The sequence below is a fragment of the Deinococcus cellulosilyticus NBRC 106333 = KACC 11606 genome (genome assembly GCF_007990775.1).
Lineage (GTDB): Bacteria > Deinococcota > Deinococci > Deinococcales > Deinococcaceae > Deinococcus_C > Deinococcus_C cellulosilyticus.
Genome location: NZ_BJXB01000020.1, coordinates 79,842 through 104,825, shown reverse-complemented (window position 1 = coordinate 104,825; position 24,984 = coordinate 79,842). Strand labels below are relative to the sequence as shown.

Annotated in this window: 35 protein-coding genes; 19 read left to right on the top strand and 16 right to left on the bottom strand. The window is 56.7% G+C overall.

Going from position 1 to position 24,984, the window contains the following annotated elements; all coding sequences use genetic code 11:
• Together DC3_RS19940 and DC3_RS19935 are read right to left on the bottom strand one after the other, a co-directional pair.
• On the bottom strand, positions 1–197 hold a 197-nt coding region (locus DC3_RS19940), incomplete at its 3' end, for a hypothetical protein (protein ID WP_146887484.1).
• A 302-nt stretch (positions 198–499) separates the two neighbouring features.
• On the bottom strand, positions 500–1,318 hold the full coding sequence (locus DC3_RS19935; RefSeq protein ID WP_146887482.1) for an isochorismatase family protein: 819 nt from the start codon (positions 1,316–1,318) through the stop codon (positions 500–502).
• 217 nt (positions 1,319–1,535) lie between these two features.
• Between DC3_RS19935 and DC3_RS30010 the strand changes: the two genes are divergently transcribed.
• The 3 genes from DC3_RS30010 (at position 1,536) to DC3_RS19925 (ending at position 3,635) form a co-directional block, all read left to right on the top strand.
• On the top strand, positions 1,536–1,664 hold the full coding sequence (locus tag DC3_RS30010) for a hypothetical protein (RefSeq protein WP_281292557.1): 129 nt from the start codon (positions 1,536–1,538) through the stop codon (positions 1,662–1,664).
• Positions 1,665–2,034: 370 nt separating this feature from the next.
• Positions 2,035–2,994: a protein-methionine-sulfoxide reductase catalytic subunit MsrP gene (msrP, locus tag DC3_RS19930; protein ID WP_146887480.1), complete on the top strand. Its 960-nt coding sequence runs from the start codon at positions 2,035–2,037 to the stop codon at positions 2,992–2,994.
• A 65-nt stretch (positions 2,995–3,059) separates the two neighbouring features.
• Entirely contained in the window at positions 3,060–3,635 is a 576-nt protein-coding gene (locus DC3_RS19925; protein ID WP_246130754.1) for a protein-methionine-sulfoxide reductase heme-binding subunit MsrQ, read from the top strand.
• A gap of 147 nt (positions 3,636–3,782) precedes the next feature.
• On the opposite strand, the gene DC3_RS19920 is transcribed toward DC3_RS19925, so the two are convergent.
• Positions 3,783–4,850, bottom strand: a complete 1,068-nt coding sequence (locus tag DC3_RS19920) for a WD40 repeat domain-containing protein (protein ID WP_146887479.1) — start codon at positions 4,848–4,850, stop codon at positions 3,783–3,785.
• Between the two features lie 246 nt (positions 4,851–5,096).
• On the opposite strand from DC3_RS19920, the gene DC3_RS19915 reads away from it, so the two are divergent.
• Positions 5,097–5,588 (top strand): hypothetical protein, encoded by a 492-nt coding sequence (locus DC3_RS19915; RefSeq protein ID WP_146887477.1) that lies wholly within the window; start codon positions 5,097–5,099, stop codon positions 5,586–5,588.
• Between the two features lie 59 nt (positions 5,589–5,647).
• Here DC3_RS19915 and DC3_RS19910 read toward each other — a convergent pair whose 3' ends face one another.
• The 6 genes from DC3_RS19910 to DC3_RS19885 all read right to left on the bottom strand — a co-directional run bounded on the left by DC3_RS19910 (position 5,648) and on the right by DC3_RS19885 (position 11,106).
• Positions 5,648–6,079: a hypothetical protein gene (locus tag DC3_RS19910; protein WP_146887475.1), complete on the bottom strand. Its 432-nt coding sequence runs from the start codon at positions 6,077–6,079 to the stop codon at positions 5,648–5,650.
• A 152-nt stretch (positions 6,080–6,231) separates the two neighbouring features.
• Positions 6,232–6,861, bottom strand: a complete 630-nt coding sequence (locus DC3_RS19905) for a metallophosphatase domain-containing protein (protein WP_146887473.1) — start codon at positions 6,859–6,861, stop codon at positions 6,232–6,234.
• Between the two features lie 106 nt (positions 6,862–6,967).
• Entirely contained in the window at positions 6,968–7,336 is a 369-nt protein-coding gene (locus DC3_RS19900) for a hypothetical protein (protein WP_146887471.1), read from the bottom strand.
• A gap of 107 nt (positions 7,337–7,443) precedes the next feature.
• Positions 7,444–9,291, bottom strand: a complete 1,848-nt coding sequence (locus DC3_RS19895) for a hypothetical protein (RefSeq protein ID WP_146887469.1) — start codon at positions 9,289–9,291, stop codon at positions 7,444–7,446.
• Between the two features lie 249 nt (positions 9,292–9,540).
• Positions 9,541–10,395: an MBL fold metallo-hydrolase gene (locus tag DC3_RS19890; RefSeq protein WP_146887467.1), complete on the bottom strand. Its 855-nt coding sequence runs from the start codon at positions 10,393–10,395 to the stop codon at positions 9,541–9,543.
• Between the two features lie 96 nt (positions 10,396–10,491).
• Entirely contained in the window at positions 10,492–11,106 is a 615-nt protein-coding gene (locus DC3_RS19885) for a GDSL-type esterase/lipase family protein (protein WP_186816147.1), read from the bottom strand.
• 160 nt (positions 11,107–11,266) lie between these two features.
• Here DC3_RS19885 and DC3_RS19880 point away from each other — a divergent pair, with 160 nt between their 5' ends.
• Complete coding sequence (locus tag DC3_RS19880) at positions 11,267–11,446, top strand: hypothetical protein (RefSeq protein ID WP_146887463.1); 180 nt, start codon at positions 11,267–11,269, stop codon at positions 11,444–11,446.
• A 419-nt stretch (positions 11,447–11,865) separates the two neighbouring features.
• Here DC3_RS19880 and DC3_RS19875 read toward each other — a convergent pair whose 3' ends face one another.
• Positions 11,866–12,342, bottom strand: a complete 477-nt coding sequence (locus tag DC3_RS19875; RefSeq protein WP_146887462.1) for a DUF6326 family protein — start codon at positions 12,340–12,342, stop codon at positions 11,866–11,868.
• 191 nt (positions 12,343–12,533) lie between these two features.
• On the opposite strand from DC3_RS19875, the gene DC3_RS19870 reads away from it, so the two are divergent.
• Together DC3_RS19870 and DC3_RS19865 are read left to right on the top strand one after the other, a co-directional pair.
• On the top strand, positions 12,534–13,214 hold the full coding sequence (locus tag DC3_RS19870; RefSeq protein ID WP_246130753.1) for a response regulator: 681 nt from the start codon (positions 12,534–12,536) through the stop codon (positions 13,212–13,214).
• Positions 13,202–14,413 carry an ATP-binding protein gene (locus DC3_RS19865; RefSeq protein ID WP_146887460.1) on the top strand — a complete coding sequence of 404 codons (1,212 nt, stop codon included), beginning with the start codon at positions 13,202–13,204 and terminating at the stop codon, positions 14,411–14,413. The genes DC3_RS19870 and DC3_RS19865 overlap by 13 nt, the downstream gene beginning before the upstream one ends.
• A gap of 110 nt (positions 14,414–14,523) precedes the next feature.
• Here the strand turns inward: DC3_RS19865 and DC3_RS19860 are convergent, their stop codons facing one another.
• Genes DC3_RS19860 through DC3_RS19850 form a run of 3 tightly spaced genes read right to left on the bottom strand, consistent with a single transcriptional unit; the run spans position 14,524 to position 15,762 of the window.
• Entirely contained in the window at positions 14,524–15,153 is a 630-nt protein-coding gene (locus DC3_RS19860; protein WP_146887458.1) for an NAD(P)H-dependent oxidoreductase, read from the bottom strand.
• Positions 15,150–15,560, bottom strand: a complete 411-nt coding sequence (locus DC3_RS19855; protein ID WP_146887456.1) for a nuclear transport factor 2 family protein — start codon at positions 15,558–15,560, stop codon at positions 15,150–15,152. Before DC3_RS19855 ends, DC3_RS19860 begins: the two co-directional genes overlap by 4 nt.
• Positions 15,553–15,762, bottom strand: a complete 210-nt coding sequence (locus DC3_RS19850; protein ID WP_146887455.1) for a tautomerase family protein — start codon at positions 15,760–15,762, stop codon at positions 15,553–15,555. Before DC3_RS19850 ends, DC3_RS19855 begins: the two co-directional genes overlap by 8 nt.
• Before the next feature lie 258 nt (positions 15,763–16,020).
• On the opposite strand from DC3_RS19850, the gene DC3_RS19845 reads away from it, so the two are divergent.
• Both DC3_RS19845 and DC3_RS29280 read left to right on the top strand, forming a co-directional pair.
• On the top strand, positions 16,021–16,890 hold the full coding sequence (locus DC3_RS19845; protein WP_146887453.1) for a LysR family transcriptional regulator: 870 nt from the start codon (positions 16,021–16,023) through the stop codon (positions 16,888–16,890).
• A gap of 180 nt (positions 16,891–17,070) precedes the next feature.
• Complete coding sequence (locus DC3_RS29280) at positions 17,071–17,223, top strand: hypothetical protein (RefSeq protein WP_186816146.1); 153 nt, start codon at positions 17,071–17,073, stop codon at positions 17,221–17,223.
• 90 nt (positions 17,224–17,313) lie between these two features.
• Here DC3_RS29280 and DC3_RS19840 read toward each other — a convergent pair whose 3' ends face one another.
• On the bottom strand, positions 17,314–17,820 hold the full coding sequence (locus DC3_RS19840; protein WP_186816145.1) for a DinB family protein: 507 nt from the start codon (positions 17,818–17,820) through the stop codon (positions 17,314–17,316).
• Positions 17,821–17,939: 119 nt separating this feature from the next.
• Entirely contained in the window at positions 17,940–18,221 is a 282-nt protein-coding gene (locus DC3_RS19835; protein WP_146887449.1) for a hypothetical protein, read from the bottom strand.
• Between the two features lie 634 nt (positions 18,222–18,855).
• Between DC3_RS19835 and DC3_RS19830 the strand changes: the two genes are divergently transcribed.
• On the top strand, positions 18,856–19,635 hold the full coding sequence (locus DC3_RS19830; RefSeq protein WP_146887447.1) for a class I SAM-dependent methyltransferase: 780 nt from the start codon (positions 18,856–18,858) through the stop codon (positions 19,633–19,635).
• 21 nt (positions 19,636–19,656) lie between these two features.
• Here the strand turns inward: DC3_RS19830 and DC3_RS29275 are convergent, their stop codons facing one another.
• Positions 19,657–19,830, bottom strand: a complete 174-nt coding sequence (locus DC3_RS29275) for a hypothetical protein (RefSeq protein ID WP_186816144.1) — start codon at positions 19,828–19,830, stop codon at positions 19,657–19,659.
• Between the two features lie 514 nt (positions 19,831–20,344).
• Here DC3_RS29275 and DC3_RS19825 point away from each other — a divergent pair.
• From DC3_RS19825 to DC3_RS19785, 9 genes are all read left to right on the top strand, one after another.
• Positions 20,345–20,713 carry a hypothetical protein gene (locus DC3_RS19825; RefSeq protein ID WP_146887445.1) on the top strand — a complete coding sequence of 123 codons (369 nt, stop codon included), beginning with the start codon at positions 20,345–20,347 and terminating at the stop codon, positions 20,711–20,713.
• A gap of 79 nt (positions 20,714–20,792) precedes the next feature.
• Positions 20,793–21,413 (top strand): type IV toxin-antitoxin system AbiEi family antitoxin domain-containing protein, encoded by a 621-nt coding sequence (locus DC3_RS19820; RefSeq protein ID WP_146887443.1) that lies wholly within the window; start codon positions 20,793–20,795, stop codon positions 21,411–21,413.
• A gap of 121 nt (positions 21,414–21,534) precedes the next feature.
• Positions 21,535–21,792 (top strand): ribbon-helix-helix domain-containing protein, encoded by a 258-nt coding sequence (locus tag DC3_RS19815; RefSeq protein WP_146887441.1) that lies wholly within the window; start codon positions 21,535–21,537, stop codon positions 21,790–21,792.
• Entirely contained in the window at positions 21,792–22,133 is a 342-nt protein-coding gene (locus DC3_RS19810) for a type II toxin-antitoxin system PemK/MazF family toxin (protein WP_146887439.1), read from the top strand. The genes DC3_RS19815 and DC3_RS19810 overlap by 1 nt, the downstream gene beginning before the upstream one ends.
• Positions 22,134–22,465: 332 nt before the next feature.
• On the top strand, positions 22,466–23,428 hold the full coding sequence (locus tag DC3_RS19805) for a hypothetical protein (protein WP_146887437.1): 963 nt from the start codon (positions 22,466–22,468) through the stop codon (positions 23,426–23,428).
• Positions 23,429–23,587: 159 nt separating this feature from the next.
• Positions 23,588–23,782, top strand: a complete 195-nt coding sequence (locus tag DC3_RS19800; protein ID WP_146887435.1) for a hypothetical protein — start codon at positions 23,588–23,590, stop codon at positions 23,780–23,782.
• Between the two features lie 193 nt (positions 23,783–23,975).
• Positions 23,976–24,176, top strand: a complete 201-nt coding sequence (locus tag DC3_RS30145; protein WP_146887433.1) for a type IV toxin-antitoxin system AbiEi family antitoxin domain-containing protein — start codon at positions 23,976–23,978, stop codon at positions 24,174–24,176.
• 17 nt (positions 24,177–24,193) lie between these two features.
• Positions 24,194–24,553 carry a type IV toxin-antitoxin system AbiEi family antitoxin domain-containing protein gene (locus DC3_RS19790; protein WP_146887431.1) on the top strand — a complete coding sequence of 120 codons (360 nt, stop codon included), beginning with the start codon at positions 24,194–24,196 and terminating at the stop codon, positions 24,551–24,553.
• A 139-nt stretch (positions 24,554–24,692) separates the two neighbouring features.
• Positions 24,693–24,983 (top strand): hypothetical protein, encoded by a 291-nt coding sequence (locus DC3_RS19785; protein WP_146887429.1) that lies wholly within the window; start codon positions 24,693–24,695, stop codon positions 24,981–24,983.
• Position 24,984: the final 1 nt, after the last annotated feature.

Genomic DNA, 24,984 nt, shown 5'->3' with positions numbered 1-24,984 from the left:
CGCCTGAATTCTGCTTCGCTGGCATGTGCTTCCAGGGTGATGTGGGCCACCCCACGCTCCTGATCCAGGTGCACGTGTTGCACTCCGGGGACGTGCTCCAGGTGAGATTTGATTTCCGGGTGCTGGAGGTCATGAAGGAAGACTTCAAGGACAACAGGGTGGTGGCCGTCAGCATGGTGGTGGTGCGTGTGGTTCATACTGTCTCCCTATCCCCCTAGGGGGGATTATAAACTCAGTTTGATTCTTTGTGGGGCATTTGTCAACATAAATCTTTGCAGAACCCCTAATGTTTTGATCAAAAGAAGCAATTGAATCTGGTTTGCCTTCGATCCCCCCTGGGGGATGTCGAGCAGGGCCGGAAGCTTGACCATCGAATTCACCCCAGAGCGGCATCCCAGGGTGCGTCCTCCAACCCCTCGCCCATCCATGCAGATGCTTTCTCAACAGGCTGGAAAAAGAACAGGCACTGGAAAATCCAGTGCCTGAAGAGCAACAACCCTCAGGGCTTGAACGGGTCGGGAACCACCTTCTGGCCGTAATTGTTCCAGAAGTTGTCCAGAACCAGACCATACTCGGGGAGGTTCTCCCGGAAAGGGGCCAGCATGGCCGTGGCAGAGGGCTTCTTCCAGTCGGCCTGCAACTCAGCCCCCAGCGCGAAAACACTGTGCAGTTCTGCACCCGCACGGGTCATGCGCTGCATGGCCACTTCCGCTTCATAACGGCTCCAGGCGCCCGAGGCGTCCACCACCGGATACACCCGGTAACCGTCTTGCAGCATGGAAAGGGTCGGGAAAGACACGCAGGTTCCCAATGTCACCCCGGAAATCACGATGTGCCTGCGTCCGGTTTTCTGCACCATGTCCTGCAGGGCTTTTCTGAAGGTGGGGTCCTCATAGGCATTGATGATGCCCGTGCGGCGGTAGATCGTCTCGTTCGGAAAGATCTGGCGGAGTTCTGGCAGGGTGTCGCCGTTTTGCCACTGGGCGTTGCTGCTGGTGAGGAGCACCGGAATGTTCAGGGCTTTGGCGATCTTTGCAAGCCCCACCACGTTGTTCCTGTACTCCGCCAGTGAGGTGAAATCGCGGATGCCAGACACCAGGCCCACCTGATGGTCAATGAACAGGAAAATGGTGTTCTCGGGGGTGGGTTTGTCGTACACAAAACGACCTGCCTCACGGGCCGCCTGAGCACCCGTCTCGGGCAGCAGGACCCCATCCTGAACAGGGGAGATCACCTCTGGATTGCCGGGTGCAGTCTGCGCCAGAGCGGCAGGGACAGTCAGGAGAAAAGAAAGCGAGAGGACTTTGAGGTTTTTCATGCGGTGCTCCTTTGTGCTTCTTGCCAGGGCCATCAGCAAGAAGGGGTTGTGTGAAGGACCTGCGGGTTTCTGCCGTGAACGGGTCAGCGTCCTTTTCACGCCCACCAATTTAGGGGGGAAGGGTGACCTTTTGACGACATTTGTGCTGCATTTTCATGACCGTGCTGGGTGGAGGCGGCCTGTCATGCAGAGGTCAGACACCCCTTGTGACCCCCCCATGGATCTCAATGTGGTTGCAGGAGGTGCCACCCGTCAGAACCCTGTTGCGTCAGCTTCACAGGGCATTCCCGATGCGGCCTGGGGGTGGGTGGAAGATAAGGAAGTGCAGGTCAAGAAGTGGAAGTAGAGGGTGGGACCTTGCCGGGTGGTTAACCCTTGGGGTGGAGGCAACTTCTGGTGCGTCTCTGCTTCAAATCGAATGGTCAAAAGCCCAGATTTTCTTGCCCCATCGGTTCCACGGACGTGTCTGCTGTCTGACACAGCCAGGGTGTCTTCACCATTCGGTCTTGTTGCGTTTAGCTGCCTCTTCCAAACTGTAGCGGTGAACCAGATTTCTTTAAAATCACCCTTTCTTTGCAAGCCCCGCAACTTAAAATGACCAGAAGGAGACCTGCACCCCCACAGACCCTTCCTGCCTGTGCAGTGCCAGAAATGAACTTTACGGGTGCCCTGCTTCGTACCAGTGTCAGGGGAGACTTGCCCCTTACGGAGGACCCATGAACCCTGATGACCCCAATAAAAATCCATCCAGCCTGTTGAAGACCCGTCGTGAAATCCTCAGGCAGGGGGTGCTCACCACCGTTGGCGCTCTGGGTCTGGCCACCGGTCTGGAACTCCTGACCCGCCGCCCGGGCGTTGTGGCTGCTGCGGCCCCCACCTGTGCACTTCCCAGGAAGATCTATCAGGGGCCCTACGACACCAGAGAACCGGTGAGTGCCATCGAGGACATCACCGGGTACAACAACTACTACGAATTTGGCACCGGCAAGTCGGACCCGGCCCGCAATGCAGGCAGACTCAAGACCCGCCCGTGGTCGGTGGTGATTGACGGCATGGTCAAAAAACCCCAGACCGTGGACATCGACACCCTGCAAGGCTGGTTTCCCCTCGAAGACCGCCTGTACCGCATGCGTTGCGTGGAAGGCTGGAGCCTGGTGATCCCCTGGATGGGTTTCCCTCTGGCGGCCCTGCTGAGGCGAATTGAGCCCACCTCCAAAGCCCGCTACGTGAAATTCACTGCACTGGCCGACCCCAAACAGATGCCCGGGGTCAAGGCGGGCATCCTGGACTGGCCTTACGTGGAGGGCCTCAGGCTGGATGAAGCCATGCACCCCCTCACCCTGCTGGCGGTGGGTCTGGACGGCAAGATCCTGCCCAACCAGAACGGTGCGCCCCTCAGGCTGGTGGTGCCGTGGAAGTACGGGTTCAAGAACATCAAGGCCATCACCCGCATCACCCTGACCGACAAACAACCCGCCACCACCTGGAGCCTGATCGCTCCCCACGAATACGGTTTTTATGCCAACGTGAACCCCGAAGTGGACCACCCCCGCTGGAGCCAGGCCACCGAGCGCCGCATCGGGGAACTCTCCCGCAGACCAACTTTGCCCTTCAACGGTTACGCCGAGGAGGTGGCCCACCTGTACAAGGGCATGGACCTCAGGAGGTACTTCTGAATTCACCCATCCAGCAGCAAACCCAGGGCAAAACGAGCAGCAAAACCATTGCCGCGAACGCCTGGGTGGCCCCTTCTGCCACCATCGGGGCCCTCCTGCCCTTGCCAGTGATGGTGTATGACGCCTTCACAGGTCAACTGGGTGCCAACCCCCTGCAGCGCGCCGAGCAGCAAACCGGACTGCTGTCCCTGACGCTCATCCTGCTGTCCCTGGCCTGCACCCCACTGAGACTCCTGGCGTCACGTCTGGGCACCCGCCTGCTGTGGCCTGCGCGGGTGCGCAAAACACTGGGCCTCACCGGAGCGCTGTACGCCCTGATTCACCTGGGGATTTACCTGCTTGACCGGGGTCCAGGTCTGCTGGATTTCCTGCAAGATGCCCTCAAGCGCCCGTACATCACCGTGGGCCTGACCGCTTTCTTGCTCCTGATCCCCCTGGTGCTGACCAGCCGGAAAGACAGCGTGCGCAAGATGGGTTTCGTGCGCTGGCAGAGGCTGCACCGCCTGACGTACCTGGTGGGCGCTCTGGGGGTCTTGCATTACTGGTGGTCGGTGAAAGAAGACCACACGCCTCCTTTGATTGCTGCAGGGATTCTGCTGGTGCTTTTTGCACTGCGGTTTGTGAAGAAGCGCAGCCGTTAAAGGGAGCAGGAGGACCAGCGTGCAGTTTTCAGGAACCAGAGAGGAACAGGGATTGGGACCTGCTCAGGTCTCCGGGTGACCTGAAGGCCCCGATTCAGCAAGGTCAGGCTGTGCCAAACCACCCACGGTGTCCCCGGGTTGCCTGCTTCAGGGGCTTCTGATCTGCGAGAAATCCCAGATTTTGACCTCACCCAGTCCTGCCGCCGAGTACAGCCGATCCTGATGCAATTCCAGGTCAATGATCTCTCCCTGGTGGGCCTGAAAGTGCTGCAGTGTTTTTTTCTTCAGCACATTCCACACCACAATGGAACCCCTCTGGGTGCCTGCCACCAGTGTCTTCCCCCCATCTGCAAACATGAGGCGGCTGATTCTCCCTTCACCAGTCAAAGCGAACTGCGCCAGGCGTTTTTGGGTTCGGGTGTCCCACACCGAAACAAAGCTCATGGGGGCCACTTTCATCAGGGTCCCCTGAGGCATCTTCACATCTGCAGTGGCCAGTTTTTTGCCATCCGGACTGACCTGGTAAAGAATGGCCGGGTCTGTCAGGTTCAGGAAGGGTGAACTTTTGCCTGTGGTCACGGAAACAAGGCGCAAATGCCCTTTCAGGTCAGCGGTCAGCACCTGCTGGCTGTTTGCAGTGAGGGTCCAGGGCACCTGGTCTTCCTGCAGCGTGCGAAGTTTCTTGAAGGTGTGCAGGTCCCAGATCTCTGCCTCACCGAGGGCACCCATCGTGCAGAGAAACCTTGAGTCCGGGCTGAACCAGAAGTGCACCAGTTCACCACTGGTCTGCAGGCTTTGCAAGGTCTTTCCAGTTCTGGGGGCCAGAAACAGCACTTTCCCTCCTTTTGCTGCCAGGGCCAGCCTGCGGCTGTCTGGAGAAAAAGCAAACCAGTAGAATTCCAGATCCGAACCTTTAAGCGTGGGCAATTCTTGACGGAAAAGGGGTTTGCCTGCATCAAGATCCACCGACAGGAACTGGTTTCCGAACCCCACAGCCATGGTTCCGCCATCTGCGCTGATGTCCACATGGTAAGTGGCCCGGTTGTCCTGAGAAGGTCGAAACTGAGAGGAGAAGTGCAGGGTTTTGATGGGCACAGGCACTTTCACTGGAAGGGTTTTGTGCTGGGCCTGTCCCACAAACATCAAACCCACCACCACCGGAGCAAGCATCCAGGGGGATTTCAAAATCGTCAATGGCATTCGGGCAAAAGGCATGGTGTCATTCTTTCACCCATAGGGCTGCAAAGAAATCTGTTTCAGTAACATGCCAGTCCAGTTGAAAGGCCTGGTGACTGTGAAGACAGGGCCAGCTCTTCCAGGGACAGCAGAATGGCTGTGCAGCCAGGTCCACCTCAAGCTCAGGTGTTAGGGTTGCCACATTCACTTCAAAGCTGCAGGTTCTGGTTTCTCACATTGGACAGAACCAGCAGGCCTCAGCCGCCCTTTTGTTAACATGGACCTGTGAAAACCCTGCTTGCTGTCTGCTGCCTCATGATCCTGATGGGGTGTTCTCCCGCCACCTCCCAGACCCCCTCCAGTGCGGCATTCATGTTGAAAGATGGGGAGATGCAAAACAACTTTGTGATCTCACCTCCTGGCACCCAGGTGGAAATCAACTTCAAAAATCACGGCTTCACCCCGAATGTATTCGTGATGGTTTACCAGGGACCACATGCCAGGGTGATCCTTGGGCCTGCAGAAATCTGGGTGGATGGCAAAAGGTTTCTGGCTTCCCTGGATGGTGACTACAGCCTCTTTGTCTTCAAAGACGGGATGTCAGGCCCCAAAGGTTCGGTGGGCGTGTATGCGTACACCAATGAAGCCCGCCAGGCCATGATGCAAGCCCAGCAGGTCAGGATGAGGTTCCCCACCTTCAGTGGCGACCTCGACATTGTGTTCTCTGCGGAGAACCTTGCCCGCCTGCACACCTTTCTCAAGGCTTCTGTGTTTTGAACTGGCGCTGCACTGATCCTCCTGTGGCTTGAGGGATTTGACCTCTGTCTGCATGTTCTTCAGGGTTGCCCACCGGGATCAAAGGCAGGAAGCCCAGAAAAATCAGGCCTGACCTCGGCAAACATCACCCTGAGCACCCGCTCAATGTCCTGGAGGTCCACGTGCGGGTTGTCGATGAACACCTTGCACCCTTTTGCCCGCACCAGCCGGGTCATGGTCTCCCGGTATACCAGGGTGAGGAGTCCATCTTTGAATTCATAAGCCTGGACCACATCCAGCAGTTCCACGCCACTGTGGTGCAGATAGATCAGCCGGGACGGCATGGCAGGCAGCCGTCTGAGTTCAATCATGAAGACGGTTTTGCCAGGATCATTGCACCAGTTGGCAAAAATCTCCCCATCGGGCTTGATGCCAGCAATCGCAGCATGAACAGTGAACGATTCATAAAAGGTGTGCTCGGGCTCCAGACCCAGCCATTGCTTGAAGTTCATGGGTTGATTGTAAGGGTCAGAAGGATCAGAAATTTGAGGGAAAGGGGAGGGGTTGCTGCAGATCGTGTCATGTTGCCCATCGACCACCAGGGCCTGCCCGGACTTTGCTGCCTCATCTCACCATGCACTTTGCATCCCAGATGCCATGCAGCCTATTGCAGCTCAACCACCACAGGCCGGTTTACAGGCCGGTATTCCTGGTCCAGGAATGAGGCGTTGACGGAAATCCGCCCATCTTCAGTCACCTGACCGTAGCCTTCGTGAATGTGCCCGAAGACATGCAGTTTCAGGCGGAGACAGTGGTCCAGTGTCGTCAGTAACTTTGGACAACCGACGTGTTTGCCCTCTGGCAACACCTGATCCAGAACCCCAAAGGGTGGACCATGGGTGATCAGCACATCGGTGTCTGCCGGGATGAGGTCCCAGTAGCTGCCAATGGTGGCCGGACCCCGGTTGAAGGCCCAGTCAAAAAACGTCGGGGTGATGGGTGAACCCCAGAATTTCACCCCGTCAAGCGTGACCCCTTCATCCTCCAGGTAGACCACGCCATCCGGCACCATGGCCCGGGCTTTTTGGGGGCGTTTCTCAAAGATGAAATCATGGTTGCCTGCAATGAAGATTTTGTGCGGGTGGGGTTGTGCAGCAAACCAGGTCAGAAAGGCCTGGGTTTCGGCCACATGGCCCCGCATCGAAAAATCACCGGCGTGGATCAGCACGTCCCCAGAGGGCAGTTTCAACAGGTCATGCTGGTTGTGGGTGTCCGAGATGCAAACAATCTTCATGCTGGGCCTCCGGGTGGAAGCAGCCATCCCTCCTGAAGGATCGGACTGGGAAGAGGACAGGAAAGGCCAAAAGCCATCAGGTCCCCCGATGTCCCGGGAACCACCCTCACTTCTTCTCAGGGGGCTCTTCAGGCTGGGGAAGGGTGTTCTTCAGGGCCTTTTGGCGTCTCGGCACCATGTCCAGAAACTGGGGTGCTCCGTGGTAAGGGGGAGAAAGGTAACGGTCCAGGGCGCTGATCAGGGTCTGGTAGCTCTGGGCGGTTTCCGTGTCTCCCAGCATCTCACAGGCCTGCAGGGCATAACCCAGGGCGCGTGGACTGGTGGGTTGAAACCTCAGCCACTCCTGGGCCTGCTGCAAGGCCATTTCGGCTTCTCCCTGGCCCAGCAAACGCGGAATCAGGAGTTCCAGCAGGGTTTCATCCCGGGGCTGTTTTTGCAGCTGGGTGAGCAGGGACTCGGTGACAGAATCGGTCATGGGCAGGGTTTCCTTTCCACGATGCTAACATTCACCCTGCCTCACCTGGGTGAGTGTGGATGAGCCAGGCGCGGGGGAAGTTTCGGGACCACAGCGGTTGAACCTGCTTAATACCCCAGGTCCCGCACCATCTCATGGTGGTCCAGCCAGTCCAGAATCTGATGGGAGTCCCGCACGATTCTTTCGAGGTCCGTCTGGTCTGCCGGGTTCTCTTCCAGCAACTTCTGCACGATTTGCAGCCGGAAATGCAGGTGCTCTCTCAGGTGCTCTTTCATGCCTTCGGGTCCATGGTCGTAACTCTGCGAAATCACCCACATCTCCTGAATGCCGATGTTCACCAGGAACAGGGCGTCCCGGAGTTCCCCGAGTTCAAAGTGAAAGCGGGCCACCCGGATGTTCTTCCAGCCCCGGAGTCCACCCCCCAGGTGCTGTTGGTCCCGGTGGTCTCTGCTGTGCTGTTCTTCCCAGGCGCACCCGATGGCCTCTCTCAGATCAAAGTGCCTGAGGTCCCTGCTGGGCTGGTGACTGGCCCGCTTTTCGTACAGTCGACCCAGCTGGGACAGGTGGAAGTTTCTGAATGGCCCTTCCAATTCTGCTTTCAGCTGTTCAATGGCTTCGGTCAGCAGCACCAGGGGGAGGTTTTTCTCTCCGGACCAGGATTCCAGCAGGGGAACCCCATCCTCCTCCAGCCGGGAGAGCAGGCGGTCCTGGGCATTGTGGGTGCGGGCAAAGTCGATCAGCTGCTGTCCCTGCTGCACCTGTTTGTGGGAACCCAGGTGGATCAGCCCTTTCAGCACTGCTGATCCAAGCTGCAGGGTCCTCTGGATGTGCCGCTGCCTTCTGGCCTTGACCGGACGGTTTCCCTGAAGCAGAGCAGCATCAATCCAGCCCTCCACCCTCCGGGCATGTTCCAGCAGGTGCTGTTCTTCCAGCAGGGGAGCAGCCTGCAGAAACAGTTGCTCCATGCCTGCCGTCAAGTCGTCTTTGATGGGTTCAATATCGTCCTCATCGTCAGGGTTTTCGACCCTGGCAGGTTCAGGATGGGGTTGTCGGGACGCCCACTCCATCAGGTCAAAATAAAACGGCAACACCTCCTTTTCTCTGCCACTGGCCTTTGCCTGCTCCAGAAGGCTGACCACCAGAGCAAAGGCTTTTGCAGGGTTTCGGGCTGGTCCCTCCAGGAGGGCCGTGTAAATGGTTCGAGCCACTTCAGTGGCATCATCCAGCGTCAGCAAAGCGTAATCGTGTGCACCTGCCAGAATGGAACGCCACCATTTCCGAACAGCAGCATTGCCCGTGTCCTGCCACTGCCCGTAAGCCTGAAAAGCCTCCAGCCACAGTTCAGCCTGCTGCCGGGGATCATCCTCCCAGGTCCACTGGCGCTGTGCCAGGTAAGCCCGGGTGAGGGGAGGAAGGTCCTGCCCGAGTTGCCTGCGGCCAAGATCAAGGAGTTCAGGCATCCACAGCTCATCAGGAAAACGGGGTCTGCGACCCATGGACTTGTCCTGCACGTACAGGTAGTCTTCTGCAGGCAAACACACCCCTTCTTTCACATGCACGGCCAGGGCGCCTCTGAGGTCCATGCGCCACCGCATCCGGAACAGCAGCAAAAACGCCGATTCATGCAGCCACACCACCGGACGACGAAAAGGCAATTCTACCCTGGGCCAGTGCCGCTTCATCCAACTCAGGTGGGCGTCCAGTTGCACACAGAACAGTTCCAGGGGCCTTTCATGGCTGAAGGAGAAATGCAGGTGGGGCACCCGTTCGGGAACCGTGACCTGCAAGGCAAAAGACTCCACCGTGCACGGCTCTGGCATCTGGAGCCCAGAACCTTCAGCCCTGCACACCCTTTCGATGTCCGAAGGGTGGTGGTAGAAACAAAAAACCAGCCGGTTTTCGCTCATGGCGTCCTGGATGGGGGTGGTGATGGCCCGCAGGTGTTCATCGGTCATGGGTGCCTCCTGAGAAAAACCAGTATGAGGCAAACGCCAAAAAACGAATGTGGGACGCCATCCATCAGAATTTTTCGGGCCGTGCTATGCTGGAATCAATTCAGACTCTGGCCCGGGGGTTTCTTCCCAGAGAGGGACACAAGAAATGCCCATGCTGTGACATCGGGCTGAGGTGGAAACCACCTGCACCCTTTTCGGGTGCACTCGGGTTTGGTTCTGAGGTCTGGTTGCCCTGGGTGAGGCAAGAGGTCACACCTGGAGGGTCAGGCCATCCCAGGGGATCAGGTAACCGTGCTGGTGGGCATCCCTTTCCAGTTCCTCATGCTCAGGGTTTCCTTCGTGTGACAGGTGGGTGGCGTAGATCCTGGCGTCTTCCTCAAGCAGGTCCGCGCCCCGGAGCCAGGCCACCGTGTCCCGGAACCTGTCTGCATTGAGGTGACCCCCTCCATCGCAACCCGGACCGTAGGTGTGGTCCAGCACCACCACCGCGAACCGAAGGCCGCTTGCGGAAAGCTGACCCAGTGTGGGTTCCAGCAGGGTGTCGGTGTCCGTTGCGTACAGCAGGGCGCGACCCCTGGACTGCACCGCGTAGATGAGCGATTCTGCCCCATGGTCGTGGTTGGCCTGAAAAGCGGTGATGTGGTATCCCCCGAGGGTTCTTGACCCGCCCGCCTGGATGGGTTGCACCTGGAGGCTGAGCAGGTGCTGGGTTTCTGCCTGCAGCAGGTCCCCTTCAAAACCGGTGGCTTGCATCATGGTGGTCATGCGCTGGAGCGTCCCGGGGGAGGCCACCAGAGTCAGGGGGGCCAGGCAGATGCCGCCGTAGTCCGGGATGCGGGTGATCAGATGGTTCGGATCGAAGTGATCGTGGTGCGGGTGGGTTTGCAGAAGAAAGCGGACCTGACTGGGGTCAAAACCAGAGGTCAGCATGGCCTGGATGCTGTCGGGTCCCAGATCAATCAGCAGGTCCCGGTTGACCATCACGCTGGACCGTCGCCGGATGTTCTTGCCCCCCCTGGCTCGGGCGTGCTGACAGGTGGGACAGCCACAGAAAGGCAGGGGGTAGGCGGAGTCTGCTGCTGTGCCCAGGAAAGTGAGTTCCATGAAGCCAGTGTAGAACGAAGTTGGTGCGGGAACACCACCTCAATGGGGAGCAACCGCTGGCCTCCAGAGAGGTTGGAGGTCAGTGGATTTCCCGCTTCAGGCCAGATCTGCTGCCACCTGGGTGAAAAACCCCAGGTCGATGCCCTCTGCCATCTTCAAAAACCCCCTGTTGTTGGGGTGCAGGTGGTCCCCGATGTCATACACCTCCAGCACTTTCTGTGGGTCCGAGGGGTCCTGGACCATCCGGTCAAAATCCAGAACGTGGTCTGGCACCCCTGAGGTGCGAATCCAGTGGTTGATCTGCTGGCGTTTGTTTTCGGCCTCCTCGCTGTAAGCCACCCAGCCCTTGAAAGGCAAAATCGTCCCCAGGGCCACCTGGATGCCGTGCTGGTGAAATCTGGCGATGCCTTCAGTGAAAGCACCGATGATCTGCTGTGCGGTCACCGTTTCTGACACTGGAGCAAACGCACCGGGGTGCATGAGGTCGTTGATGCCTTCCAGCCAGATCACATGGCTGACCCCCCGCTGTTCCAGCACATCCCAGTCCATGCGCACCTTGGCCCGCCGACCAAACCACTCGGGGTTGTCGTGCAGAATGCGGTTGCCACTGATGCCTGCATTCAGGATCGAAAGGGAGGCCCGCAGAGATGAATGTTTCTGCCAGCACATCCGTCCAGCGTCCATAACTGCCAGGGTCGGTGCAACTGCCATCGGTGATGGAGTCTCCGAAAGCCACCACTGCAGCACCTGCACTCCACACCTCAACTCCAGAGAGCAGGTGCCAGTTTCCAACGGTGCGACCCGTGGGGAACACCTCTGCTGCCGTGTGATCTCCCGCAACGGACACGTACTGTTCCCGGTGGGCGTCCCCATGGGTGTCGATTTTTCCCACCGGTCCAGGCAGGTGAATGCTCACAGCCAGTTCGGTGAGGGCAGCCACAGGGAAATCCAGCGGGTCACTCTTCAGGATGCTTCCAGCAGGCACTTCTGCCTGAAACCCACCCTGGAACGTCACCTGCTGGCTGCTGCCGGGAACCAGATCCGCACCTGAAAGGGACAGGGCAACCTGCACCCTGCCGATATTCAGGGGAGTGTTTCCAAAACGGTTGCTGAAAATGAGCCTGAGTTTTTCACCGCCCAGGGTGACCCGCACCACCAGGCGCAGGGTCTGGTCCTCAAGTCCAGTGTCTGACCATCCAAACGCATGGGCGGTCATCCAGGTGCCCACCCAGTCAGACATTCTGGCCCTCCTGCTGGACCTGGTTTCCCAGACCCTTCATGCCGAAGGTGTGGCCTGTTTTGTCACAATTCAAGGTTATCATCTGCTGTTCAACCTCCACGATCTGTGTCCTTGCTGATTGACCCTGTGCTGCTGACCCTGGAGGGTCTCTGATGGTCCATCTTCAACGATCAACAGGGGAGACTCAAGAGCAAGGCGTCACGGTGGATCTGCCTGTGCGTGAGGTCAGTTTACTGTCGAAGTCGGTCGGATGTGGCGATGGCAGCGTCGAAGTGGGTGCGGGGCCAGGTCCAGGCGGAGCGCAGGATGAAGGCCAGAAGCAGCAATTCAAGCCCGATGGAAAGGCCGTAGAAGGGGGCCCAGTCCCAGAACTCGCCTGCTGCGTTGAAGATCGAATAGGGGATGAGGAGCGTTGCCACAATGAGGTTCGTGAAGCGGTTCACCCGTACGGGCAGGGTCATGGAGAGCCAGACCATCATGGCCGGGATCGACACGGACCCGAGGAAAAGGGTCAGCAAGGTCGAACCGATGTCGAACTCCCAGATGCGGCCCGCCAGGATGCCGTTGATGACGCCAGGTTTGTAGAAGTTCAGGATGTCGACGTAGATGTAAATGAGCATGAAGCTGGTCCAGGCTGCTGCGATCCTGACCTGAACAGGAAGTTGTGCGTCCTGAAAAGGGCTGTTGATGGGGCCATGTCGTGTCATGTTCTGCTCCTTCTTTCGGTTGCCGGGCCAGTCCGCGCACCAGCGGTGGCTGGCTGGCCTGCTGATTCCAAGTTTGCTGCTTGACCTTCAAGATGCCTTCGAGAAAACCACAAGATTTGCACCGTTTTGGCTTCAAGATTTCTTGACGGTTTCTTGAAGCCATCTTGTGAAGAGCAAATATACTGAAAACTGTGAATGCCAACCCTCTGGTTTTGATCGTCGAGGACGAGCCTGACATTGCCGACTTGCTTGAGGCGTACTTGCGGCGCGAACACTTTCGGACCGAGCGGGCAGCGGACGGCCCGGGTGCAGTGCGTTTGCATCATGCGGCCCGCCCCGATCTGGTGCTGCTCGACGTCAATCTGCCCGGAATCGATGGTTTTGAGGTGCTCAGAAAAATCCGGGAAACCGCCCAGACCCCCATCATCCTGGTGACGGCCAGGGCCGAGGACCTGGACAAACTGCTCGGACTCAAACTGGGTGCAGACGATTACGTGGTCAAACCGTTCTCGCCGCTCGAGGTGGTGGCCCGGGTCAAGGCGGTGCTGCGCCGGGCGGGAATGCAAACCAGCACCCGTCCCTTGCGCTTTGGCGAGCTCGAACTGGACCCGGTGGCGGTGCGGGTCCGGGTTTCAGGGGTGCGGCTGGACACCACCCTGACCGAATACCGGATTCTGGAGCACCTGCTGCGTCACCCCAACCGCACGTTTTCCCGGGCCGAACTGCTGGAAGTCGCCCTGCCCGATTCCGACGCGCTCGAGCGGGTGATGGACACCCACCTGGGAAACCTGCGCAAGAAACTCGAACAGGCGGGCATGCCCCAGGTCATTGAGACGGTGCGCGGGGTGGGGTTTCGTTTATGGCTCGACTGAAGGGGCCTGGAGCCGGAGCTCGAGGACCAGCGTCTTCAAAGCAAAGGGTCTGGCCCTCGATTCAGGCCGAGTTGACCCTGACCCTGTGGGGTGTGGTCCTTTTCACCGCCTTCATGGTTTTTCTGGTGCTTGCCATCATCACCGAGGCATATTTCAAGAGCATGTACCAGCACAGCACCGAAATCCTGTCTCAGCGGTTTGGGATTCCCGCTGAGCAGTTAGAGAAAGTTGTTCAGGAAGCTGGAACCCGGGCCGAGGCCGTGCTGGAATGGAGACTCACCCGGGGTGATGAAGGCGAGTTCTTTCTGATCCTGCTTGCTGTGACCGTGTTGTTGCCTTTTCTGCTGGCCTGGTGGTCGTCACGCCGCTTTGCGCGCCCCCTCACCCAGCTGTCCAGGGCTGCACACCTGCTGACCAGAGGCGATTTCTCGGCCCGGGTTCCCATGGACAAAAGCCTTGAGCGCCGCGGAGATGAAACCGCACTGCTGCTCAAAGACTTCAACCAGATGGCGGCGTCTCTTGAGCGACTTGAGCAGGAACGGCGCTACAGCCTTGCCGCCATCGCCCACGAACTTCGCACCCCGGTGACGGTGCTGCGAGGACGGCTTGAGGGGGTCAGGGACGGGGTTCTGGCGGCGGGTCCTGTGGAGTTCGAGAAACTGCTGGGCCACGCAGACCTGCTGGGCAAACTCATTGAAGACTTGCAGGTGCTCTCTCTGGCCGAGGCCGGAGCGTTGCGGCTCGAGCAGCAACATTTGGTAATGCAGGACTTGCTGAAGCGGGTTGCGGGAGATTTCACGGCAAAAGCCGAAGAGAAGCACATCGGGTTGCAGCTGGACCTGCCTCTTGAGCCTGTTCGGGTGAACGGAGACCCAGAGCGTCTGTATCAGGTGCTGGGCAACGTCCTGGGCAATGCATTGCGGCACACCCCACCCCATGGACACATCCACATCCAGCTTGTGGAAGACAGACAAAAACTGATCCTCGAAATGGCGGATTCTGGTCCCGGATTCACCCCCGAAGCCCTGGAGAGGGCCTTTGAACGCTTTTACCGCAGCCCTGACCGGGGAAGGCAAAGTGGAGGCAGTGGGCTGGGAATGGCCCTCTCAAAGTCACTCATTGAGGCCCACGGAGGACAGATTGAACTGTTCAACAGTTCGTCTGGTGCGTGTGTGCGAATCACGCTCCAGACCCAGTGATGGTGAACTCGGTGTATGAACCGTTCAGGTCAGCCTTGCATCCCTGATTTCGTCTGCGAAAGCCTGTCTTTTCTGCCCTCCCGATCAGCATCAAGTCCTGTGCTGAACTTTCAGAAGCAGCCTGAAGCTGTGAGCCCTTTTGATCTGGACACGACAGACGGATAAAACAGTTCTGTCACTTTCTGCTCAACTTCCAGCAGCATCTTCTCACGCTCCTCTGCTGTGCTGCCGGGTAGGTTGCTCATGTAGTGGTGGCCCCTGACTGCAATGCCAGAAAACTGAAAGATGCCTTCATCCACCGTGCGGTTCATGGCTTCAAACATGCCTTTTTCGCAGGCTTCACGGGTGGCTCCGGTGGTGCTGAAAATCAGCCCCTGTTTGCCCTGCAGCAGACGGTGTTTGATGCCATCCTCATAGCGGTAGGCAAACCCTGGCGTGAACACCCGGTCAAAATAACCTTTCAGGATGGCCGGCATGCCCGTCCACCACACCGGATAAATCAGGATGATGCCATCTGCCCACTGCACCCAGTCCTGTTCCTCCCTGACATCTGCTCTGGTTTCTCCTGCCGTGAGCGCTTCAAAATCGGTGGGGCTGGCAATGGGCTGGAAGTTCAACTGGTAAAGGGGACGCACCACCACCTCTGCCTGATGGGATTTCAAAGTCCCTTTCACCACCTCCAGCACAGCGTGGTTGAAACTGGTTTCAAAGGGATGGGCATAGAGAATGAGGGTTTTCATGGGGTCATCCTTTCTGAATCCGGGAGGGGCTCCCAGTGGAACACTTTGGAGACGATGGTCCAGCGTCCTTCAGTTTTCACCAGGGCCAGCAGGTCTGTGAAATGGCGTCCAGGGAGGGAGCACTTCACCACGGCCAGGGCGGTGTCCTCAGTGAGCAGTTCAATCTGTTCAATGTGGTCGGTGCGAATGAATCCGCTGCCTTCCAGCGAGGTGCGCTGGGACACCCGCTGCAGGTACGCTTGCAGGCTGAGCTGCAAGAAGTCTCCCTGAGATGGGGTGATGTAGTGGGCCTGGGGATGGAAGACCCGTGAAAGTTTCTGGGGGTCAGAGGTGTAAAGACCGTCAAAATACACCTGAATGAGCTGTTCGATCATCTGGAGGTCCTTGCTTTGCAGAACGTCAGTCATGGTTTTTTCGCTGGCGCAGGTCGGTCACAAGTTCGCCCCCGATGCCCCAGTTGTCGGTGTCAATTTCATCAATGGTGACGAAGGTGGTGGCAGGGTCCTTGCCCAGGATGTCCTGCAGGGCCTGGGTCACTGCTGCAATCAGGAGCAGTTTTTGCTCCCGGGTGTTGTTCTCCCGGGTGATCTCTATTTTCACGTAAGGCATGGGGTCCTTTCTGACCTGGCCAGCAGCATGCCGAATGGCACAGGTGCACGACAGGGGGCGGCAGTGACGCTGCTTCCTGACAGGATGGAATGGGGGTTTGAGGGGCGGGCAGGTCAGGGTCAGACATGCGAATCTGAACACAGATGGGCCTGCAGAAAGAAACCCGCTGGGCAGTCGTTTCTTTCCCCAACAGGATAAATCAGGGGCTTTCATGAATCAAATAGATAAATCGAATTGAAACATGTACAATTCCGATATATGCTGTTTTCACAGGTGCAGGCCTTTTTGATGGTGCTGGACACAGGAAGTTTCACCGAGGCGGCTTTCCGGTTGAATGTGGCCCAGTCCTCGGTCAGCCACAGCCTCTCCAGGCTGGAAAAACACCTTGGGGTGCGACTCTTGCAGCGGGACCGCTCCGGGGTGCGCCTCACCCCCCAGGGAGAGGCCCTGCTGCCATACTTTCGCAGCATTGCCCACGGGGTCACGCAACTCGAACTTGCGGCCCGCCAGCAGCAAGGTGAGGTTTCAGGCAAGGTCAAAATTGGCAGTTTCCCCAGCACCTCCTGCCGCATCCTGCCCAGGGCAATCAGCCTACTCAAACAGCAGCACCCTCAGGTGGAGGTGCTCATTTTTGAAGGCACCGCCAGTGAGGTGGAACGCTGGCTGGAAAATCACACGGTGGATCTGGCCTTCGTTGAACTCCCCACCCGTTCTCACTTTCAACTCACTGCGGTCTTTCAGGACCAGCTGAGGTTGATTGTTCCCCACGGTCACCCGCTGGATGTCGAGGGCGAAATCCAGCTGTCCCAGATAGCCCCTTTCCCCTACGTGCTCTCCAAATTCGGCTGTGAGCCCCTGATCCGTCAGGCTTTCAGCCAGCAAGGACTCACCCTGGATGTGGTGTACGAGGTGCGAGACATCACCACGTTGATGGCCCTGGTGGAAGAAAACATCGGGGTGAGTCTGGTGCCTGAACTGCTGGTCCCCCACTCCACTGCTGCGCTCGCCAGCCTGCCCGTGCGACCGGTGATCCAGCGTGAAGTTGCGCTGGCCCGGCATCCGGAGGTGGTGCAAACCCCCCAGAGCAGGGCGCTGGCAGAGCAGATTTTTCGGGTGAAACCGGGCTGACGCGAGGTTCGCCCTTCACCCCTTTGATGAGGTGCCTCTGAATGCTGTCCATCACCCGGGGCGGCAACGCCGAACTGCTGGGTTTCCTGCCGCCACACCTCCTTGCCCAGCAGGTCATGGAGGTGCTGTGAACCCTTGTGGTGCTGAAAGCCAACGGTCAGCTCATGGCTGAAAGGAAATTTGCTCCTGTGTCCGATCTTTCTGGTGGTCAAAGACTTGCAGGAGTTGCTGGACACGGCAAATGCAGTGCAGCTGCCGACCAGGGCAAAAGTGCTGGAGTGTTCACTGCAGCACAGTGCCGGGGATGGGGTGAACACCTGGCTGCTGTGGTAAGGCTGTTCGAGCAACCTGTGCCCTCCTGAAGAGAACCCCCTTTTTGTTCACTGCTCAGGACAGAGGAACCTTTGGTGCTCTGCAACTCGATCAGCTGTAGCGTTCCTGCAAGACCTGCAGGTGCGCCCGTTCGTGACCGAGCATGATGTAGGCGAGGGCCCGCACCGTAAAGGGATTGCCAGAAGCGATGCCCCGACCTTCCCACGCGGAGTGGGGCAGGTGGCGAAAAAACAATTCGTGTCCCCTTCTTACCGCCTGAAATTCTGCCAGCAGGCTTTCGAGCGAGCAGACCTCAAAGTCGCAGGCCACCATCCAGTCGTCTTGCTCGAAAGACGGGAGTTCGGCACAGTCCCCGCGTGCAAAAAACAGGGCCCGTTGTCCGAACACCCGTTCGGTGTCGGTCATGTGACCCACGACCTGCTTGACCGTCCACTTGCCCGGTGCGTAGGAATGATCGGCCCGCTCTGCAAACTGCAGGATCTGCCGGGCGGTCACTTCGGCTTGCTGCTGCATGGCGGCGAGCACATCCTCTTCTGGCACCAGATCAACGTAACGGGCGTAGTAAGAACGGTAGTCGGTCATCTGGGGTCTGGTCATGGGTGCACCTCTGTGGAAAGTTTGAATCGTTCTGGTCATTTTAGAGCATTTGGCAGAGAAATAAGAGGTTGCCAGCAGATGTTTGGGATTCTGGAATGAGAGGCTTCAAAAGAAGCCTCTCATTCCACTGATAAATGCAGTAAGGGTGACCCTCTGTGCAGGCAACCACGGGCGTTTCTGTTGAACCCTGATGCTGGAACCCTCAGAGCGCCGGAAAGAACTGTTTGTTCTGGGAGGACAGGGCACCTGATGGCATCACTGGCCACCTCCTGCTCCTGTTCATCGAGGGTGTCGGCTTCCAGCAGTGTGGCCAGCAAAACCAGGGCCTGCTCGTGTGTCTCGGCTTTTCGGATGGCATTGGTGGCATTCATTTCCGCCAAAAGGTGAGCGGCATGGTTCATGTTGACCCCTTGTGCTGAATGTTTTGAGAAGGCAGGGTGGTTGAGGCTGTTGCAATTTTTGAGTCTGGAGGCGAAAGAATGCCAGGAGCCATTCGGCTTTCTGTTCAGATCGGTCTTTCCTGTGCTGATGTGCCCTTCTGTTCTCATGTTACAATTCTCAATTGTTAAAACAGTGATAAAACTGCCTTTTGTCCCTTTGTTTTCAGGTGTATTCTGTCTGAGGCAACGAGCAGAAGCACAGGGCATCCGTCAGGATGCAGGGTAAACGCAGGCAGGGTCACCTGTCCCAGATGCCCGTCGGACAGGACCGTCCAGAACAGTTTGACCGACCAGCAGGTGCAAAGTCGCAGGTGCAACTCCCGTTCCAGTGGATTCGTGCTTCACCCCTGACCTTGAAGTTCGAGACGCTGAGGGCCGCCTCTGGCTGGATGCTCAGACATGTTTCTGTTCGCCAAAAGGTTATACACTTGTAACTGCTTTGGGGCCGCCTCATCTGCACAAAAGCTGGCTGTAAAACGGAAACCGCAAGTCGGATCGTTCAGCAGACCCCTGCACCACCCATGGAATTGCAACCCACCTTTGAGATTGGAATTTCGAAACTCTGGCACATGGGTCTCACGGAGGACAGAGGGTTATGAACGGAAACATCCTGGAAGAATACAATGCCGCCATGCAACAGGGTCTGATGGACAAGCTTTACTTTCTGGACTACTGCAACGAAGTCCACAACATTGTTGATTTTGGAGCAGCCGATGGAAGTTTGATTGAACTCCTGTACAACCGATTCGGCAACACCAAAAGGTACTTTGCAGTGGACAACAGCCTAGAAATGCTGGACATTTTGCACAACCGGTTCCAGGGCAACCCCTGTGTCCGTGTGGTGGGCGACATGCAAGACCTTCCTTCCATCTTTGGGACGGACAAAACCGCGGTGATCTTATCGAGCGTGTTGCACGAGATCTACAGTTACGGAACAGATCTGCGGCAATTCGAAAAGATCATCTTTGGGGGTGGTTTTTCTGAGTGCCCGGAATACATTTTCATTCGTGACATGAGCCTGTCGCGCACAGCAAACCGCCCGATTGACATCAACGACCTGTTGCGCCTCAGAACCAAAGCAAACCCCTCAACCCTTCAGGAATACACCGACTTCTGGGGGGAGATCCATTCAGACAGGGACATGCTTCATTACCTTTTGAAGTACCGCTATGAAGACAACTTTGACCGTGAGAACAGAGAAAACTACTTCTCTCTTCCCTATGAGCGTCTTCTGGAAGTGGTGGGCAACAAGTATTATTTCGTGCATCACGAACATTATGTGTTGCCTTACCTGCGAAATGTCATCTACAGGGACTTCGGCATCACGGTCAGAGACAACACGCATGTGAAGCTCATTCTCCGCAGAAAACAGTAAAATCCGCTGGGCTGAAGGACTTTAGAGGGAAGGTCTTTTGGCTTCGTGCCATTCATGCTCAAGGTTGCGCATGCTCAGGACGTGGTCAAAATGGATGCTGCCTTCGGGGAACAGGGATGGGTCATCAAAGAAACTGGAGGAGAGGTGGGCCAGGCCCAGTGGACGCACCTCCCAACGGGAGGTTCTCAATTCCATGGGGTTCATTTTTTGCCTCTGTTGGGCAGGAGCATACCCCACCTGGTCCTGTTCAAAGAACCTCGATGAGGTGCAGAGGTCCCCAAAAAGGGAGTTTTCAGGAAGCTGCTCTTTCACCTGACCTTGCAGAGACCGGAGTTGTTCTTTTTCAGAGGAGCTCAGAGGCTGGGAGAGAAACACACTTGCAGCAAGTCCACCCATAGGGTCTCAGTTTATGGGGCTTTTTGTGTGCAGCATAGAGCATCATGGCGGATCCATCCTTGGGTCCGAGTGAACCTTGGACCTGTGAAAACCCAGAACAGTCAGATGGGTTCTCTGGTGGCAAGTGTCTGGCTTTGGTTTTTCCAAACATCCGTCAGAACAGCATGCCTGTTTCATTCTTTATGCTGGGAGAGTGGAAAAGCTGTACACCCACGTGGGTCCCAGAAACCTGCTGACCCTCGAACTGCCTTGAGACCTGGTGCAGGTGGTCTCAGCAGAGAGCTTTCACCACTGGGCGCAAAACAAAAAAGCCATGTCTGAGGGGTACACCGTCACCTATGTGGTTCTGACCAGTGGGGAGCTGCGCATGGCCGAGCGGCAGACCGAGCATGTGGCCTGTGCTGAGGGCGGGCCTGTGCTTGCAGCAGGTGAAATGTCTTTTGAAATTCACAAAAGGGAAATGCACATCACCGGCCTCAGCAACCTGAGCACGGGTTTCTGCCCGGAAGTCGGCTGTCTGGAACAGGTTCTGGTGTTGCTGTCCAGCCTACAGGTGGATCTCTCAGTCTGTAACATTTACCTTTTTGAGTTCAGGCGTTGCCAGAGCACCAATGTCATGAAATATCGGGATCCTTTTTGTGTGGTCTGTGATGCTCCCCTGCCAGAGAAATGGAACTTTTAACGCCCTGGGCCATCCAGATGTTGTGACTTTATTACGGCTGTTTTCTGAAACTGCCGTATTGTAATAACAAGGGGGCCGGATGGATCTCTTGCAATTGTTCAAGACCACTGGGGGGTATCTGACTGCCCAGGAAGCCAGAGCAGCAGGGTTTCACAATCAGCAGTTGCGCAGGCTCTTGCATCAGCAAACCATTGAGCAACCCCAGCCAGGTGTGTACCGCCTGGTGAATCATTTTCCCACCAACTTTGAGGACATTCTGGAAGTCCAGTTGCGGGTGGAGGACGCCAGACTGTGCCTGATCTCTGCTCTGGATTTGCATGGGCTCACCACCACCCGCCTGAGCCGCTTGCGGTTTGCCGTGCCACACAAAAAGAAATTTCCCACCTTCTCGTACCCTCCAGTGGAAGTGTTCTACTTTCAGAACAGCCACCACAGTTACGGTCAACTCGACGTTCCTATCGAGGGCACACCCAGGATGGTTCGCACCTACACCCCTGAAAAGACCCTGCTTGACCTGCTGAAATACCACACCCGTTTTGGACGTGACCTTTATCTGGAGGGACTGAAGAACTACCTGAAAAGGAATTGGCCCCACCACCTGATTGAAGTGGCCCGTGAAATGCCCATCCGGGGAAAGAACACTCTGCTTTCCACCCTGCTCCACGACCTGGAAGTGATTCTGCATGATATAGAGACCTGAGAAGGGCCCTGGATCGTTTGAACAGCAAGGTCGCACAAGCTGTTCAAACATTGATTTTGTGAAGAAGTCAGACTGTCCCTCATGATTTGGTGCTACCATAAGTCATACTGGAGGTATGACCATGCAACAAAAACAAAATGCCATCAAATTCAGTGTCAGCCTGCCCCGTCCCATGATGGATTACCTGGAGCAGTACCAGCACACCCATGAGCTGCCCAGCCGCAGTGAAGTGCTGTTTGAAGCCCTGAAAGCCCTCAGAGAAAAGGAACTGGCGGAAGGTTATCGCCTGGAGGCCGAGGAACACAGCAAGAATCCTACGCTGATGTTGGAAGGCACCCTGGCTGATGGTCTGGAAACCTTGGACGGGACAGACTGGTGATGTTGATTCGCAGAGGAGACATCCTGCTCGTCCACTTTGCCCCTGCCCGTGAGCATGAAGCCAATTACACCCATCCGGCGGTGGTGGTCACCAACAATGTGGCCAACGCCAACGCCCATGTGATCACGGTGGTGCCCATCACCAGCAACATCACCCAGATTTATCCCCATGACCTGTTCTTGCCTGTAAACCGCAGTGGACTGAATAAGGACAGCAAAGCCCAGGTGTCCCTCATCCGTGCGGTGGATTATTCCAGGGTGGTGCGCAGGTTGAGTCACCTGCCGGATGACCTGATGCTGGAACTCTCGGAGCGTTTGAAAGAGCACCTCGCCCTGGGATGACAAAACACCGGGATCCTTTGAAAGATCCCAGTGCAAGACAAAAAAGTCGGCCCTTTTGGCCGACTGATAACTAAAGTATATCCGAGTATGCATTATACGTCAAGTTTATCCGGTCCATGTGGATGAGAGCCTGCAATTTTATATGCCCTTCTGGTGTTCGGTGTAGGAGATGATAGGACAAAAGGGCCAGATGGAATTTGTTGGTTTCATCCGGAGCTTTGCTTCTGGTACATCCTTTTTCCTTCAAATCTTGATGCAGGTGGTCAGCCAATTGGCCATGTCTGATTTCCATCAGGTGTGTCATCTTCAGAAGGTGCATCAAAGGAGTCCTTTTGACATTTGATCTTTTTGAGCAAGCCCTTCGCTGGGGGCTGGGTCGGGCCCTGATTTACCTCTGTGACCATCCTTCCCCAGAAGCACGGGAAAGTGTCCTGCGGGCACTGTTGAAGTCCAACAGGGTGGATTCCCAGGAAGAGACGGGAGTGGTTTACCTGCTGGAAGCCGCCCGGCTTTGTGGTCTGCAAGATGACCTGACCCCTGTCCTGATGACGGCCCTACACGATGAACTTGCAGCAGATGATGACTTCCTCACCATCGAGCAACTGTTTGACCTCCTGGGTGAACTGGGAAAAAACGGAGACAGGGCTGCCCGCCAGGCCCTGGTCGATCTGGTTCCGGTTTTGATCCAGCACCATTGGCATCACCTGCCAGACCTGACTGCAGCCATCGCTGCAGCGCTGGGAGAACAGGGGCTGAAGCTTCTGCTCTCCCAGGTGGGTGCTGCACTGCTGAGGAGTCAAGCTGCCTCAGACAATGATCTATTGTTTTTTGTGGCCAGCAGGTCCCTGGGCGAAGACACTGAAACCTTATTGGAAAGCAGGGCCCTCGAGGACCCGGGCATCCGACTGTTCTTGCAAGGGTCGAGGGCTGCCCAGACCCAATGGGACAGCAGAGACAGCAACCCTGTACCCCTGGATGTTTCTTACGAGGGCATCTGGGCAAAGCTGAACGAAGGCCAGTTTCATGGGATTTCCTACCGGGGTGAAGATGCCAGCGAGGAAACCCTGCTTCAGCTGGCCCGGGACCTGCAGCAGGAAACCGACCTCTCCAGAATTGCCCTGCTGTTGTGTGTTTTTCACCTGCGCCCTTTTCCTCTCGGCCCTGACTTTCTGATCAGCCTGCTGCACCACCGCTCCCGTCAGGTGAAGCAGCATGCGCTGAGGGCCCTGACCCAGTTTGAAGGGGAAGCCATTCATGAACTGGCTCTGGAAGGTTTGCTCAGACCCAAATACTGACTTGAGGGGGTCATGCTGCTGATGAAGACCTTCAGGCCTGGTGATGAAGAGGTATTGAGGACAGCCCTGCAAGAGGCCATTTTGCAGGGAGAAGAACACAGCCTGCATGATTTTGTGCGCAAACTTCAGTGGCTGGTGGAGGCATGGCCAGAACGCGGCATGCTGGAGTTGCTGACAGAAGCATTCCACCATCAGCCTTGCTCTTTTTGCAGAGAAATGCTATTCACAATCCATGCAGAGCACAGTGATCTGTCTTCTGAGCTGATCCTTGAAGCGAGCCTGGACCGCAACATGGAGCTGCGCGGAGCTGCAGAGGTTCACCTGGGGCCTGCAACATCATTGGATGGAATTTGAAGAAGATGCCCCAGAGGCAAAATTCAGGATGAAGCCGACACATTCCATCTGGCCCTTTTGATCATCTCATCCAGGTCAGCGTCAGGACCTGAGAGGTTCAGACCTGGTTTTCCTGGTCTGGCCAATTCAGGACAGACCAGAAAACGAAGCAGGTGTTTTTTCAAAAACACCTGCAAATCTGTACCATTGATTGATGAACCTTCAGCAGTATGCCGAGGAAAATGACACACCAGTGGTCACTCGACAAACCCTGACCAAGCTCGGCTACCACCACCGCCACATTCAGAAGGCAATGCAGGCAGGAGAGCTGAAACGCCTGCGGCCTGGCTACTACCGGATCCTCAAGACGGTTTTTTGCCCAATGAGGAGTTGCAGGAAGTATGTACCCAGGTGAAACACGGGGTGGTGGGTATGGAATCTGCCCTGGCCTACCATGGACTCAGCACGGTCAGATCCCATCAGGTGTGGATGGCCATCCCCAACCACAGCCGGGCGCCGCGCATCACCTGTCCTCCTGTGCGTTACTGCTATTTCGCAGACTCGACCCACCAGTATGGGATCATCAGGCCTGAAGGCTTTCCAGTGTACAGCAAGGAAAAAACCCTGGCTGACATCCTGCGCCACCGAAACAAGATCGGCATGCAGACCATCAAGGAGGCTTTCAGGGATTACTTGCGCCTGAAAGACCGCAATCTGGATGAACTGCTGAGGGCCAGCGAGGTGTGTCACGTCAAGGAGCGCATGTTTGATTTGCTGCAGATGCTCACCTGAGAAGACGACAGGACAATTGTGCAGCAGCCTGTTGCACAATTGCAGGTGATCATGGCAGATGGGAGATGCGTATGAGATTGAATGTTCCGGAGATTGTCCAGCTTTGGGAGGCCCTTGACCAGGTGGCCCACGATGTCATGTGCCCATTACCACTGAAGGCCAGTATGAAGACGCCATGCAGCTGTTTGCCTGGGTTTGGGAGCTGGTCCAGGAACAGCAGGATCATCCGCTGGGGAGTCTGTTCTTATTGCTCAGAGACCACATTCAGGCGTATGAAGATCAGGCTTATCCCATTCCAGAGGTCTCCCCAGATCAACTCCATCAGCAGAGCTGGCCGCAGGAAGTGTTGGACTTCAAGGGAAATCCGGAGCTGGAGCCCTTTGAACTGCACCGTGATGATCTGAAACCGCAGGAGGATCCCCAGTTGTGAT

Coding starts and splice junctions, on each gene's coding strand:
- DC3_RS19935 (WP_146887482.1), bottom strand. CDS start 1,318: ATGAAAAACCTCAAAGTCCTCTCGCTTTCTTTTCTCCTGACTGTCCCT.
- DC3_RS30010 (WP_281292557.1), top strand. CDS start 1,536: ATGGATCTCAATGTGGTTGCAGGAGGTGCCACCCGTCAGAACCCTGTT.
- msrP (WP_146887480.1), top strand. CDS start 2,035: ATGAACCCTGATGACCCCAATAAAAATCCATCCAGCCTGTTGAAGACC.
- DC3_RS19920 (WP_146887479.1), bottom strand. CDS start 4,850: ATGCCTTTTGCCCGAATGCCATTGACGATTTTGAAATCCCCCTGGATG.
- DC3_RS19910 (WP_146887475.1), bottom strand. CDS start 6,079: ATGAACTTCAAGCAATGGCTGGGTCTGGAGCCCGAGCACACCTTTTAT.
- DC3_RS19905 (WP_146887473.1), bottom strand. CDS start 6,861: ATGAAGATTGTTTGCATCTCGGACACCCACAACCAGCATGACCTGTTG.
- DC3_RS19900 (WP_146887471.1), bottom strand. CDS start 7,336: ATGACCGATTCTGTCACCGAGTCCCTGCTCACCCAGCTGCAAAAACAG.
- DC3_RS19895 (WP_146887469.1), bottom strand. CDS start 9,291: ATGACCGATGAACACCTGCGGGCCATCACCACCCCCATCCAGGACGCC.
- DC3_RS19890 (WP_146887467.1), bottom strand. CDS start 10,395: ATGGAACTCACTTTCCTGGGCACAGCAGCAGACTCCGCCTACCCCCTG.
- DC3_RS19885 (WP_186816147.1), bottom strand. CDS start 11,106: ATGGCAGTTGCACCGACCCTGGCAGTTATGGACGCTGGACGGATGTGC.
- DC3_RS19880 (WP_146887463.1), top strand. CDS start 11,267: ATGGGTGTCGATTTTTCCCACCGGTCCAGGCAGGTGAATGCTCACAGC.
- DC3_RS19875 (WP_146887462.1), bottom strand. CDS start 12,342: ATGACACGACATGGCCCCATCAACAGCCCTTTTCAGGACGCACAACTT.
- DC3_RS19865 (WP_146887460.1), top strand. CDS start 13,202: ATGGCTCGACTGAAGGGGCCTGGAGCCGGAGCTCGAGGACCAGCGTCT.
- DC3_RS19860 (WP_146887458.1), bottom strand. CDS start 15,153: ATGAAAACCCTCATTCTCTATGCCCATCCCTTTGAAACCAGTTTCAAC.
- DC3_RS19855 (WP_146887456.1), bottom strand. CDS start 15,560: ATGACTGACGTTCTGCAAAGCAAGGACCTCCAGATGATCGAACAGCTC.
- DC3_RS19850 (WP_146887455.1), bottom strand. CDS start 15,762: ATGCCTTACGTGAAAATAGAGATCACCCGGGAGAACAACACCCGGGAG.
- DC3_RS19845 (WP_146887453.1), top strand. CDS start 16,021: ATGCTGTTTTCACAGGTGCAGGCCTTTTTGATGGTGCTGGACACAGGA.
- DC3_RS19840 (WP_186816145.1), bottom strand. CDS start 17,820: ATGACCAGACCCCAGATGACCGACTACCGTTCTTACTACGCCCGTTAC.
- DC3_RS19835 (WP_146887449.1), bottom strand. CDS start 18,221: ATGAACCATGCCGCTCACCTTTTGGCGGAAATGAATGCCACCAATGCC.
- DC3_RS19830 (WP_146887447.1), top strand. CDS start 18,856: ATGAACGGAAACATCCTGGAAGAATACAATGCCGCCATGCAACAGGGT.
- DC3_RS29275 (WP_186816144.1), bottom strand. CDS start 19,830: ATGGAATTGAGAACCTCCCGTTGGGAGGTGCGTCCACTGGGCCTGGCC.
- DC3_RS19825 (WP_146887445.1), top strand. CDS start 20,345: ATGTCTGAGGGGTACACCGTCACCTATGTGGTTCTGACCAGTGGGGAG.
- DC3_RS19820 (WP_146887443.1), top strand. CDS start 20,793: ATGGATCTCTTGCAATTGTTCAAGACCACTGGGGGGTATCTGACTGCC.
- DC3_RS19815 (WP_146887441.1), top strand. CDS start 21,535: ATGCAACAAAAACAAAATGCCATCAAATTCAGTGTCAGCCTGCCCCGT.
- DC3_RS19810 (WP_146887439.1), top strand. CDS start 21,792: ATGTTGATTCGCAGAGGAGACATCCTGCTCGTCCACTTTGCCCCTGCC.
- DC3_RS19800 (WP_146887435.1), top strand. CDS start 23,588: ATGCTGGAGTTGCTGACAGAAGCATTCCACCATCAGCCTTGCTCTTTT.
- DC3_RS30145 (WP_146887433.1), top strand. CDS start 23,976: ATGAACCTTCAGCAGTATGCCGAGGAAAATGACACACCAGTGGTCACT.
- DC3_RS19790 (WP_146887431.1), top strand. CDS start 24,194: ATGGAATCTGCCCTGGCCTACCATGGACTCAGCACGGTCAGATCCCAT.